At 40.0% G+C, this 13,500-nt stretch carries 8 protein-coding genes; all 8 read left to right on the top strand.

Translation table 11 applies throughout. From position 1 onward, the window contains the following. Positions 1-10: 10 nt before the first annotated feature. The 8 genes from HMPREF0106_RS22620 (at position 11) to HMPREF0106_RS22655 (ending at position 13,488) form a co-directional block, all read left to right on the top strand. On the top strand, positions 11-988 hold the full coding sequence (locus tag HMPREF0106_RS22620; RefSeq protein WP_008997599.1) for a glycoside hydrolase family 5 protein: 978 nt from the start codon (positions 11-13) through the stop codon (positions 986-988). Between the two features lie 119 nt (positions 989-1,107). Continuing rightward, positions 1,108-4,359: a SusC/RagA family TonB-linked outer membrane protein gene (locus tag HMPREF0106_RS22625; protein WP_009038868.1), complete on the top strand. Its 3,252-nt coding sequence runs from the start codon at positions 1,108-1,110 to the stop codon at positions 4,357-4,359. Positions 4,360-4,371: 12 nt separating this feature from the next. Next, complete coding sequence (locus HMPREF0106_RS22630; RefSeq protein WP_032850983.1) at positions 4,372-6,135, top strand: RagB/SusD family nutrient uptake outer membrane protein; 1,764 nt, start codon at positions 4,372-4,374, stop codon at positions 6,133-6,135. A 29-nt stretch (positions 6,136-6,164) separates the two neighbouring features. Beyond that, the gene (locus HMPREF0106_RS22635; RefSeq protein WP_004298397.1) at positions 6,165-7,337 is read left to right on the top strand and encodes a glycan-binding surface protein; all 1,173 of its coding nucleotides are present in this window, start codon (positions 6,165-6,167) and stop codon (positions 7,335-7,337) included. A 59-nt stretch (positions 7,338-7,396) separates the two neighbouring features. After that, a complete protein-coding gene (locus HMPREF0106_RS22640) occupies positions 7,397-8,482 on the top strand; it encodes a glycoside hydrolase family 5 protein (RefSeq protein WP_004298400.1) in 1,086 nt (361 codons plus the stop codon). An 18-nt stretch (positions 8,483-8,500) separates the two neighbouring features. Next, positions 8,501-11,071, top strand: coding sequence for a glycoside hydrolase family 2 protein (locus HMPREF0106_RS22645; protein WP_009038867.1), 2,571 nt, complete (start codon positions 8,501-8,503; stop codon positions 11,069-11,071). Between the two features lie 10 nt (positions 11,072-11,081). Further along, entirely contained in the window at positions 11,082-12,122 is a 1,041-nt protein-coding gene (locus HMPREF0106_RS22650; protein WP_004298404.1) for a glycoside hydrolase family 5 protein, read from the top strand. 4 nt (positions 12,123-12,126) lie between these two features. Beyond that, positions 12,127-13,488 carry a DUF4038 domain-containing protein gene (locus tag HMPREF0106_RS22655; protein ID WP_009038866.1) on the top strand — a complete coding sequence of 454 codons (1,362 nt, stop codon included), beginning with the start codon at positions 12,127-12,129 and terminating at the stop codon, positions 13,486-13,488. The last annotated feature ends 12 nt before the right edge of the window (positions 13,489-13,500 follow it).

Here is a 13,500-nt window from a genome sequence, read left to right as displayed (position 1 = left end):
TATTATGAAAATGAAGAAAGTCATTTTGTTTATCACCTTATTCTCCATGATATCATTATTCAGTTACAGTAAAGATCCTGTAAAACAATGGGGACAACTACAAGTAAAAGGTAATCAATTATGCAGCCAAACCGGAGACCCTATTGTATTAAGAGGGGTTAGTTATGGCTGGCACAACCTATGGCCCAGATTTTACAATAAGCAATCTGTGAAATGGTTGAAAAAAGATTGGAAATGTACCGTTTTACGCGCCGCCATGGGAACAGTTATTGAAGACAACTACATTGAAAATCCGGAATTTGCATTAAAATGCATGAATAAAGTGATTAAAGCGGCAATTAAAAACGACCTCTATATAATAATCGACTGGCATACTTATTATCCACAAAAAAAAGAAGCAAAAGCATTTTTCTCAATGATGGCACAGAAATACGGAAAATATCCTCATATTATTTATGAAATATACAACGAACCTATGGAAGACAGTTGGGAAAGTGTGAAAGAATATGCAACTGATATTATCTCTGAAATACGTAAATATGATCCTGATAATATTATTCTTGTAGGCAGCCCACACTGGGACCAAGACTTACACCTGGTAGCAGAAAGTCCTTTAGAAGGATCCGATAATATAATGTATACCCTCCATTTCTATGCCGCCACTCATAAACAAGAGTTACGGGATAGAGCTGAAGCAGCATGGGAAAAAGGAATTCCCATTTTTGTGTCTGAATGTGCAGGCATGGAATGTACTGGCGATGGCCCATTAGATATACCAGAATGGACCCGTTGGGTAGAATGGCTGGAAAGCAAAAAGATCAGCTGGGTTAACTGGTCCATTTCAGACAAGAACGAAACTTGCTCCATGATTCTTCCGCGAGCAAACAAAAACGGAGGATGGGACGAGTCTTTAATAAAACCTGCAGGACGTCAAAGCCGTAAGTTTATCCGACAATACAACTCACATATTTATAAAAATAAAGAATGATAAAATAATATCAGTTTTAGGCAAATAACGTCAATAATTTACATTCCTTATTTACTAGCTTTGCATCAATAATAAATATACGAGATTTTATACTAAAGTTAATTTTAAATTTGATAAAAATGAAAAAGAATCTCTTTTCTTTTCCCCGCTCAAAAGTGCGGATGCTAAAAGGATCAAAAGGAGTCTGGCTCTTTTTGATTATGTTCTGGATGATAAATACAGCTGCATCAGCAGCAGGTATTGAAATTAAAGGTACTGTAACAGACAGTAAAGGTGAACCTCTTCCCGGAGTTAATATTGTTGAGTTAGGAGTTAAAAAAAACAATGGTACCATCAGTGATTTAAATGGTAAATATACTATAACAGTAGAAAGCCAAAAATCTGTTCTTCAGTATACTTTTATCGGTTATAAAACAACAGAAGTCACTGTAGGAAACCGTAAAACAATCAATGTTTCACTCAAAGATGATACTCAATCTTTGGATGAAGTAGTAGTTATCGGCTATGGTACAATGAGGAAAAAAGATTTATCCGGAGCCGTTGCTTCTATTAAAAGTGATGACTTGATGCTTGGTAACCCGACCAGCATCTCCCAAGCCCTACAAGGAAAATTAGCTGGTGTACAAGTAAACCAGAGTGACGGTGCTCCCGGTTCAGGTGTAAGTATCACCATCCGTGGTGCTAACTCATTCTCTACAAATTCACAACCACTTTACATTGTCGACGGTATTCCGTTTGAAGTAGGAGATACTCCAAGCAGTAAAGCCAACGAGGGCAACAACTCCACCACTAATCCTCTGTCATTGATCAATCCTAATGACATCGAATCAATCGACATTTTAAAGGATGCTTCGGCAACAGCCATTTACGGTTCTCGCGGAGCGAATGGTGTCGTATTGATTACCACTAAAAGAGGTCGTGCCGGAGACGCTAAAGTTGAGTTCTCGACCAATTTCGGACTTTCCAAAATAGCCAAAATGGTTAAAATGCTGGATGCTTACACCTATGCTAATTATGTAAATGAGGGTGTAATCAATGGAGCTGCTTATGACAATCTTCCTTATTCATACCTTCCTTATCGTGGTAAATGGAACTACCGTCGCGACGAGAACGATAAAATCGTTCCCAACTCCGGTAAATACTATGCTTCACCGGAAGATTATCTCAATCCGGGTTATCGCGAAGACGAATACGGCAATAAAGAATGGGTAGAGGGTACCAACTGGATGGACGAGATCCTACAAGATGCATTAACACAGGAATACAATCTTAGTGTATCAGGAGGAAATGAAAAGAGCAACTATGCATTTTCAGGCAACTATACAGACCAGACAGGTATTATCAAGAATTCTGGTTATGAACGTTTTGCTGTTCGTGCCAACATCGGAAGCCATGTGAAACCCTGGTTAAATACGGGACTAAATATCAACTTCACCCGTTCGTTAACTAAGTTTGCCAAGTCAAATTCTTATGATTATAGTATCATCCGTTCTGCCATGCTTTATTTACCGACATTATATGTAGGAGACAAGACAGAAGATGATTCTTATGCATGGTTGTCAGCCAATCCACGTACATACGTTAATACAGCTAAAGATGAGCTGAAGTCAATCAATGTATTTACTTCTGCGTTTGCCGAGATTAAAATCTTCGACTGTTTGAAATTCCGTCAGAATCTAGGTATCAGTTATTCAGTAAACGATCGTGCAAGTTACTACAATCGTGAAACAGGAGAAGGTAAAGCTTCCAACGGACGAGCTGGTAAAAGCGACAATTTCTGGCAGAACTTAACAGCAGAATCATTGGTTACTTTCGATAAGACATTCAACAAACTACATCATCTCAATGTAGTAGCCGGTTTCACTTACGAAAAATCAGACTGGGGTGGCAAAACAATGAATGCGTCCAACTTCCCGACTGACATCACACAGGACTTCGATATGAGCCAGGCATTAAATATTGAGACACCAGCCAGCTATCGAGGACAAGCAGTTCTAGTCTCCTTATTAGGACGCGCCAACTATACACTCAAGGATCGCTATATTTTCACAGCATCGTTCCGTCGTGATGGTTCAAGCCGTTTCGCTCCCGGAAATAAATTCGCGAACTTCGCTTCAGGAGCAGTAGCATGGACTATATCTGAAGAAGAATTCATCAAAAACCTAAATATATTCAGTAACTTAAAGTTGCGATTCAGCTACGGTCAAACCGGTAATCAAGCGATCAGCAGTTACCAGACCATCGCTTCACTTGCACCATCCAATTACCCTCTGGACGGAACATTGAGCAGTGGATTTGCAGGACAAACTTACAAAGGTCCTTTGAATGACAAACTCAAATGGGAAACAACCGACCAATATAATGTCGGACTCGACATGGGATTCTGGAATAACAGGATTAGTTTATCAGCTAACTATTATTATAAAAAAACTAATGACCTGCTACAAAATGTATCTATACCGAATAGTACCGGTTATACTACCATGTGGACGAATTTCGGTCATGTAAAAAACAAAGGACTTGAGCTAACCGGTAAAATCATTGCATTAGATAAAAAAGACTGGACCTTAGACTTCGACGGTAACATCTCTTTTAATAAAAATGAAATCGGAGGTTTAACGGCCGATCAATATGCTAACCAATTATGGTATAGTGCCAAAGAAGTCTTTCTGCAAAGAAATGGATTACCTATCGGAACACTCTTCGGCTATATAGAAGACGGCTTCTATGATAATATAGCAGAAGTCCGTGCAGATCCAATATATGCCAAAGCATCTGATGATGAGGCTCGCAGAATGATCGGTGAAATCAAATACCTGGACAAAAACAATGACGGAAAAATAACGTCAGAAGACCGAGCTATCATCGGTGATACTAATCCAGACTTTATTTACGGGCTGAATGCCAATTTACGATGGAAAAATCTGACTCTGGGATTGTTCTTCCAAGGTACTCATGGTAATGATATTTTTAATGGTAACTTGACAAATATCGGAATGAGCAGTATTGCAAACATCACTCAAGATGCTTATGATTCCCGCTGGACACCAGAGAATGCAGCTAACGCCAAATGGCCTCGCGTCACTACTGCAATGACCCGTGACATGAAACTCTCCGACCGTTATGTAGAAGATGGTTCTTACTTCAGACTAAAAACGATCAACTTAAACTACAATTTCGGTTCAGTCATAAAAGGTATTAGCAATTTGTCTGTTTTCGGTACAGTAACAAACGTATTCACGATTACAGGTTATAGTTGGTTTGATCCGGATGTAAACGCCTTTGGTTCTGACGCTTCTAGAAGAGGAGTTGATATTTTCTCATACCCGAGCAGCAGAACATATTCAATAGGTTTTAAATTAACTTTATAATCTCAAGAAATGATGAAAAAGAAAAATATATTCATATATCTGATGGCATCCAGTCTCCTATTATCCGGAGCAGTAATGACATCATGCGAAAGTATGATCGAAGAAAAGCCTTTCGACTTCATTGTCCCTGAAGATGTTGAGGATTCTGATAATGGTGCCGACATGTGGGTAACAGGAGTATATAATACATTACACGAAGCCATGTTCAGATACGGTAGTTTCCCACGACCGCTGGACTATGACTGTGACTATATTTCCGGTGCAGTATGGCAGTTCAGCCAGTTTGGAAGTGGTAACTTCCAGGGAGGTGACGGACAGGCCGATGTACTTTGGACCGGAATGTACTCGTTGATTAACCGGGCAAATATAGCGGTCTCTGAAATCAATAAGATGCAGAATGTATCGGAAGAATTTAAAAAGAATGCATTAGGAGAATGTTATTTTCTTAAAGCATGGGCATATTTCTACTTGGTACGTGCTTATGGAGCTATCCCTATTTATTCGGTCAGTGTAAACGAATCCGGACAATATACTAACAATCCGCGTATTCCGATTGCACAAGTCTACACGGAAACAATCATACCTTTGCTTAAGGATGCTAAAGATATGATTTATAAAAACACAGATAATGGCTTTAAACCCGGAAGAGTCTGTGCTGCAACTGCAGCAGGTTTGTTAGCCAAAGTATATGCAACTATCGGTTCTGCTTCCATGTCTACCGGAGAACAAATAACAGTAAAAACCGGTGCACCGTTTGTTATGCAGAATGTAAATGGTACTATGACCAAAGTGTATACAGAACCTGTTCCGACAACATTCTCCAAGGATCAAGTTGCCGGTTACGAAAGCTTTTCTTCTCAAGAATATTACAGACTGGCCTACGAAGTTGCGGGAGATGTAATCGGAGGAGAATATGGGACACACAAACTTGAGGACTATGATTTGATTTGGTCTCCTTCCGGCAAAACTTGTAGTGAACACTTATTCGGTTTACAAACTAAATCCGGTGATGAATTATACGGTACACTATTCAGCTCGCACTACTGTGGCAGACTCAATGCAGCAGGAAACATAGACAATAGTTTAACGGTAGGATGTAGAAAACACTGGTATCTATTGTTTGAAGAAAAAGACTACCGCGTGGACAAAGGAGTGTTGCATTGTTGGATACGTCAGAACTCCGATACAAGTTGGGGTGGTGGTTCATACTATCCGAACTTCGGGAAATGGCAACGTATGGTTGAAGCCAAAGAGCCTCCGTTCGATAATCCTAAAGTAACCTCCGGATGGAGATGTGATGAAGCAGGTTCAGAACAGTTCTTTGCTTTCACCACTAAATATTCACAACAAATAGCCGATCAGACTCAACCTCGTACAGATGCCAATTACCCATTTTTACGTTATGCTGATGTTGTTCTAATTTTTGCAGAAGCAGCTAATGAATTAAATGGTCCGACAAAAGAATCGGTAGACGCTTTAAATGATGTCCGCACCCGTAGTAACGCAACAGGTAAAGAACTGGCAAACTTTACAGATAAAACCAGCCTGCGTTCTGCAATCCTTGAAGAACGTGCAATGGAATTAGCCTTGGAAGGCGATCGTCGTTGGGATTTAATACGTTGGGGAATTTATTTGCAGGCAATGAATGCTCTAGGCGGAATGGATGAAGCCAATAACGTAAAACAACGTTCCAGTAAACATCTGCTATTCCCGATTCCGACTCTTGAAATCCTGACGAACCAAGGAATTAATGAGAATAATCCTGGCTGGGATTAATCACTTATAACCATGTAATAAAACAGATTATGAAGAAAATAAAATATTTTGCAATAATCGCAGCATCCATATTTGCTTTAACATCCTGTACGGATATTGTTGAAGTCGACGATCTGAAAGCCAAAGAAAACAAACCGTCAACAGGTGCTCCGACTGTAGACAAAGTTGTTTTGGCAACAGATGCTGAATTTCCCATTGAGGGAGCGAATTTCGAACAAGTAGTACGAATTGAGGGAACAAATCTCGGAGACATCACCTCTCTAAAATTCAATGATATCGAAGTGGACAGCAAGGAGGTATATTCGACCTACGATATGCTTCTCGCACCTATTCCCCGTGCACTTCCTAAAGAAGTGACCAACACGATTTATATTACAACCAAACACGGAGAACTAAGTATTCCTTTTGTTGTTTCCATCCCTGATTTAACAATCAATGGACTCAAGAATGAATTTACCCAACCAGGAGATACGACAGTTATTACAGGTGATAACTTTGACCTTTACGGTATTACAATCGAAGAAGCAATTGTTAATCTAGGTAATTTACCGGTAAATGTAATCGATGCCACTCGTACAGAACTAACAATAGAAATCCCGGCAAATGCCACTCCGAAATCTACCCTTACTATAAAAGGAGCCAATATGGATGAAGCATACAAGCTCACATACATGGATCCGGGAGTATCTCAACTTTTTGATTTCAATAATTGGCCGGGAAGCGGTGCTTTTACACATTCCAGCCAATTCCCTGATGCCCCGAAAAATTTCTTATGTGACGGCACATTAGAAGGACAACCGGAACCATTAGTAGAAGGAGGAAAATATATTCGATTCAATAATTCCGTGAAAGCTTGGGGATGGATGGTTATGTGGGCCGGATATATTACTGTACCAGCAGAAGTAGCCGCAGATCTTTCATCATACGATTTAAGATTTGAAATCTGTACTGGAGCTAAATTCCCGATATCAGCCCAAGCGCGTATCATCTTAGGAGATTATGGATGGTATCCTTCCAAAGGAGGAATTCCGGTCAATACTTATGGCGGATGGCAAACAGTACGGATCAGTGCTGACACAGAATCATTGTTGCCCAGTTCCATCGATCCCAGTACCAACACAGCTTTCAAAATCATATTCTCTCCTGAATCTGCACAGGATTTTGATTTAAGTATGTGTAATTTCAGATTTGTTCATAAGTAAAAATAAAAAAGGGAACGCTTTAATATGGGCGTTCCCTCATAATCAAAAAGATTCGATTTATGCTAAAAGACTTATTTTCATTAGTAACGATTGTAGCACTTCTATTTTCATCTTGTTCCAAATCAGACGAAGAAGAAAATAGTGATGAGCCTCAACCAACCAAACAAACAGCTTATTTTGGAGTTAACCTGTCAGGAGCTGAATTTGGGAATGTGTATCCGGGGGTGGATGGTACCCACTATGGTTATCCCACAGAAAAAGATTTGGATTACTTTAAAGCCAAAGGCCTTTATCTGGTACGTTTTCCTTTTCGTTGGGAACGTATACAACCCACAATGAATGGGGAATTAAATGCAACAGAGCTGGCAAAAATGAAGAAATTCGTCAAAGCCGCTGAAGATAGAAACATACAGATACTTCTGGATATGCATAACTTTGGAAGATATTGTGTATATTGCGACGGTCAAAGTTCACAAAATAATCAATATGCAATCATTGGTAATGCACGATGCACTGTTGACAATTTCTGTGACGTATGGAAGAAACTGGCAAAAGAGTTTAAAGACTATAAAAATATCTGGGGTTACGACATCATGAATGAGCCCTACGAAATGCTGGCGTCGACACCATGGGTTAACATAGCCCAAGCCTGCATTAATGCCATCCGCACTATAGATACTAAAACGACCATCATAGTTAGCGGAGACGAATTCAGCTCTGCCAGACGATGGAAAGAATGCAGTGACAATCTGAAAACTCTTACAGATCCAAGTAATAACCTGATATTCCAGGCACATATATATTTCGATTCGGATTCTTCCGGAAACTATAATAAAGGATATGATGAAGATGGTGCAACCGTTCAAACAGGGGTGGCTCGTTTGAAACCTTTTGTTGACTGGCTGAAAGAAAATAATAAACGTGGATTCGTTGGTGAATATGGTATACCTGATACTGACGGCCGTTGGATGGATATTCTTGATGCAGCACTTAAATATCTACAAGAAAATGGAATAAACGGAACTTACTGGTCTGCCGGTCCACGATGGGGTGATTATCCCTTATCTGTCCAACCGACCAATAATTACACACAGGATCGTCCGCAATTAAGCACGCTCCTGAAATATAAAAGTACACAACAATAATCAGAATAAATACTGTCCATGAGAACTCGAATCATCACTATTATCACTTTACTGCTATCCACTCCAATGGTTATTGCACAAAAATCAATGGATGAGATAGACAGAGAAAGCTTTGCAGCAAAGCTATCTCCAATGGAAGTAAAAGATATACAGATGACTGAAACAGGAAATATTCCTCTTGTCAGAGATACTCCTGCAAACATCTTTTTGGACGGAACCTGGCAACTGGCAGAAGGAGGAACTGAAAAAGAACGTTTACACACTATCTGGACAGATCAAATACCTGCCCATGTGCCTGGTAGTATTCACACCGCATTAGTAGAAAATGGAATCATACCCGATCCATACATCGGACAGAATGACTCTATTGCAGAAAAACAATCTTACAAGACATGGTGGATGAAGCGGGAGTTCGAACTAGACTCCCCCTCATCTCACTGTATATTATCTTTTGGCGGAATTGCTAACAAATGTACAATATGGCTCAATGGAAAACTTTTAGGAACACACGAAGGTATGTTCGGAGGGCCCGATTTTTCAATAGGTAACTATTTAAAGAATAAAAACACTCTCATAGTAAAACTAGAAGCCATCCCTCAAATGTTTCTGGGCAACTGGCCTCCCAACGCAAATGAAAGTTGGAAATATACAGTTGTATTCAATTGCGTTTATGGATGGCATTATGCACAAATCCCATCATTAGGAATCTGGCGTAGTGTTCAATTAAAAGAACAAGCCGCAGTAGAAATAGAATCACCCTTCATCGCTACTCGTTCGCTCGATGGTCAAATGCGCTTAACTCTTGATCTGCATAAAAAATCATCTCCATTAAAAGGAGTATTATATGCAGAAGTATCTCCCAAGAACTTCAAAGGAATAACACAATATTATCGTTTCGACATAAATAGTCAGAAAAAACAGGAAACTTTATCTTTAGACTTTCAAATCAAAGATCCGCATCTTTGGTGGCCCAATGACAGAGGAGAACAATCACTATACGACCTCAACCTATTCTTCGTTCCACAAAAAGGGAAGACAGCCCATATAAAAACGTCGTTCGGTATACGGACTATTGAGATGAGACCATTAATTGATGGTGCTAAAGAAGATTATTATAACTGGACATTCGTCATCAATGGCAAGCCGATGTTCATAAAAGGAACAGGCTGGTGCACTATGGATGCATTAATGGACTTCTCAAGAAATAAATACGAGCATTTGCTCCAGATAGCCCAAAGCCAGCACATACAAATGTTAAGAGCCTGGGGAGGAGGAATGCCCGAAACCGATGATTTTTACGAATTATGCGATAAATATGGTATTTTAGTCATGCAAGAATGGCCAACGGCCTGGAATAGCCATAACACGCAACCGTACACTATCCTGCAAGAAACAGTGGAAAGAAATACCAAACGATTAAGAAATCACCCTTCTCTTATTATGTGGGGAGCAGGGAATGAATCAGATAAACCATTCGGACCTGCAATTGACATGATGGGACGACTTAGTATAGAACTTGACGGAACACGTCCCTTCCATCGTGGGGAAGCCTGGGGAGGCAGCCTGCACAATTACAACTGCTGGTGGGACGATGCTCATCTTAATCACAATTTGAATATGACCGCTCCTTTTTGGGGAGAATTTGGGATAGCATCATTGCCTCACATCGAGACAGTGCGTAGATATTTGGACGAGGAAAAAGAAGTGTGGCCTCCCCAAAGGAGCGGTAATTTCACGCACCACACTCCTATCTTCGGAACGATGAGAGAAATAGAGAAACTTACTCAATATTCCGGTTATTTTATGCCGAAGGACTCGCTGGCTTCTTTCATACTCGGGTCACAGTTAGCACAAGTAGTAGGAGTACGCCATACATTAGAACGGGCACGCACATTATGGCCTCATACTACCGGAGCACTTTATTATAAGATGAACGATAACTATCCTGGTGTATCATGGTCATGTGTAGACTATTATGGTATCATAAAACCCGTTCACTATTTTGTGCAAAAGTCTTTTGCCCCGTTAGCAGCAGTCATGCTATTTGACCGCAGCAACCTTGCCAGTCAAGAAGTCAGTCTTCCTGTCTATCTACTTGATGACTGCCAAACATTAGAGAAAGAACCTTATCAAGTCAAAGTGTCTATATACAATGCATTACTAGATACTGTTGCCACCCATACTTTCAACGGTATCGGCGATGATAATGTCGTCAAAAAACTAGGAGAAATAAATCTGAATAGAGAACAAACCAAATCGACCATGCTATTCTTTGTTCTGGACATAATCAAAGATAACAAAAACATATATCGGAATTATTACTTTACCAATTACGAAGTACGTCCGGGCTCCATCGTATCAATGCCCCAAACAGAAATTAAAATGGAACGCACAGGTAATATGGTGACTTTAACAAATACAGGAAAGCACCCTGCTATCGGAGTACACGTAGAAGTACCAGAAAAAATGGACCAACTTATCGTTTCGGAGAACTATATATGGCTTAACCCACAGGAATCAAAAATATTAAAAATAAATTTGGAATCTCCAGTTATTGTAAAAGGCTGGAATCTTCAATCACCCTATTAAACAGAACATTATGAAAAAAGTTTTTATTTCGGCTTTTCTACTACTTAGCCTTCTTACTCTAAATGGATGTAAAAGTAATCAACCTCCGGTAAAAGAGACAGGTGAACCTTACGGAGTAAACTTGGCATGCGCGGACTTCGGTTCATCTTTCCCCGGTGAGTATAATAAAGACTATACCTACCCGACAGATCAAGACCTCGAATATTGGCAAAAGAAAGGGCTGAAACTTATCCGGTTACCATTCAAATGGGAACGGCTACAACTTGACTTAAAAGGACCGCTAAACCAGCATGACCTCAATAAAATGAAAGAATTGGTCAGAGCAGCAGAGAAACGCGATATGGTGGTTATTCTTGACTTACATAATTACTGTCGCCGCTTCATGAACAACGAACATACCCTCATTGGAAACAATGAATTAACAATCGAAGACCTGGCTTCTTTCTGGCAAGCTATCGCTAAAGAATTCTCCACTTTTAAAAACATATATGGTTACGGGCTAATGAACGAACCACATGATCTGGCCCCGGAAACCAAGTGGTTCGACATGGCACAAGCGTCCATCAATGCCATACGAGAAGTCGACACAAATACGCTTATCATGGTAGGCGGCAACGACTGGTCATCAGCAGAGCGTTGGATCGAGCAGAGTGATACACTCAAATTCTTAAAAGACCCGGCTAATAACCTTGCTTTTGAAGCTCATGTATATTTTGACAAGGATGCATCCGGTACGTACAAATATTCATACGAAGAGGAAGAATGTTATCCGGAGAAAGGAATCGACCGGGTAAAACCATTTGTAGAATGGATTAAACAGAATAAATTCCATGGTTTTATCGGAGAATATGGAATCCCCGACAATGATCCCCGTTGGAATGAAACCCTCGACTTATTCTTGGGATATTTACAAGAAAATGGAATCAATGGTACATATTGGGCTGCGGGTCCGTGGTGGGATACCTATTTCATGGCAATCACCCCCAAAGACGGAAAAGACAGACCGCAAATGCCTATCATTGAGAAATATACAAGTACCTTAAAAAAATAGAATTATGTTCAAACGATTCTCCATCTGCTATATTTTATTCATGTTTTTTATAACTGGAACTTCCGCCCAAGAAGACCGGTGGACAGGAAACGCCACGAATCTATCCAAAGGAAACTTAAGGGTAAATTCTTCAGGACGTTACCTAGAATACAGTGACGGAACTCCTTTTCTCTACATGGGAGATACAGCATGGGAACTCATCAGCCGCTTAAATGACAAAGAGACTGAACTATATTTGGAGAATCGCAGAGAAAAAGGATTTACCGTCATACAAACGGTAATCCTGGATGAATTAGATGATATGGATGTTTCATCTAACGGAGAACCTAAGTTAATTGACGGCAATATTGACAAGCCCGCTCCCGGCTATTTCACTCATGTAGACAAAGTTATTTCTCTGGCAGCAGCCAAAGGTTTATACATAGCTCTATTACCAACCTGGGGAGATAAGGTAGACAAACAATGGGGAAAAGGACCGGAGATTTTTACACCGGAAAATGCATATAGATACGGCAAATGGTTAGGAGAACGTTATATGAACGCACCCAATCTGATATGGATAATAGGAGGTGATCGAAGTGGAGACGGAAAAAACTTTGCCATTTGGAATGCATTAGCAACCGGTATTAAAAGTGTAGACAAAAACCATTTGATGACCTATCATCCTCATGGAGAGCACTCATCCTCGTTCTGGTTTCACAATGCTTCGTGGCTGGATTTTAATATGTGTCAATCCGGACACGCACAACAAGATTTCGCAATCTATCAACGTCTGCTTTTGCCCGATTTAAAAAAGGAACCACACAAGCCATGCATGGACGGAGAACCCCGATATGAAAATATTCCGATCAATTTCAAAAAAGAAAATGGAAGATTTGGAGATGATGATATCCGCCATACACTTTACCAAAGTATGTTCAGCGGAGCTTGTGGATATACATACGGCTGTAATGATATATGGCAGATGTTTGATACCGGACGTGAGCCTAAATGTGACGCCGACACTCCATGGTACCAATCAATGGATAAACAAGGAGCATGGGACTTAATTCACTTTCGCAGATTATGGGAAAAATTTGACTTTACTCAAGGAAAAAACCAACAAACCATCTTTGGCAATATACCTTTAGAAAATAAAAACTATCCCGTAGCATTCGGCAACAAAGACTACTTATTAGTATATTTTCCACAAGGTGGAGAGAGAACGATTTATTTGCCTTCAATGAAGGCATCCAAACGGTCTTTAAAGTGGATGAATCCTCGCAATGGAAGAATCACATTCCATCAAAATACAACAGCAGATACCATTCCCGTATCCTCTCCCACAAAGGGAAAAGGAAATGACTGGGTTTTAATTATAGAATAATTAACCGAGAAA

Source organism: Bacteroides sp. D22 (assembly GCF_000163675.1).
Classification (GTDB): Bacteria; Bacteroidota; Bacteroidia; order Bacteroidales; family Bacteroidaceae; genus Bacteroides; species Bacteroides xylanisolvens.
This window is presented reverse-complemented; position numbering and strand designations above follow the sequence as displayed.

Coding starts and splice junctions, on each gene's coding strand:
- HMPREF0106_RS22655 (WP_009038866.1), top strand. CDS start 12,127: ATGTTCAAACGATTCTCCATCTGCTATATTTTATTCATGTTTTTTATA.
- HMPREF0106_RS22625 (WP_009038868.1), top strand. CDS start 1,108: ATGAAAAAGAATCTCTTTTCTTTTCCCCGCTCAAAAGTGCGGATGCTA.
- HMPREF0106_RS22630 (WP_032850983.1), top strand. CDS start 4,372: ATGAAAAAGAAAAATATATTCATATATCTGATGGCATCCAGTCTCCTA.
- HMPREF0106_RS22650 (WP_004298404.1), top strand. CDS start 11,082: ATGAAAAAAGTTTTTATTTCGGCTTTTCTACTACTTAGCCTTCTTACT.
- HMPREF0106_RS22635 (WP_004298397.1), top strand. CDS start 6,165: ATGAAGAAAATAAAATATTTTGCAATAATCGCAGCATCCATATTTGCT.
- HMPREF0106_RS22620 (WP_008997599.1), top strand. CDS start 11: ATGAAGAAAGTCATTTTGTTTATCACCTTATTCTCCATGATATCATTA.
- HMPREF0106_RS22645 (WP_009038867.1), top strand. CDS start 8,501: ATGAGAACTCGAATCATCACTATTATCACTTTACTGCTATCCACTCCA.
- HMPREF0106_RS22640 (WP_004298400.1), top strand. CDS start 7,397: ATGCTAAAAGACTTATTTTCATTAGTAACGATTGTAGCACTTCTATTT.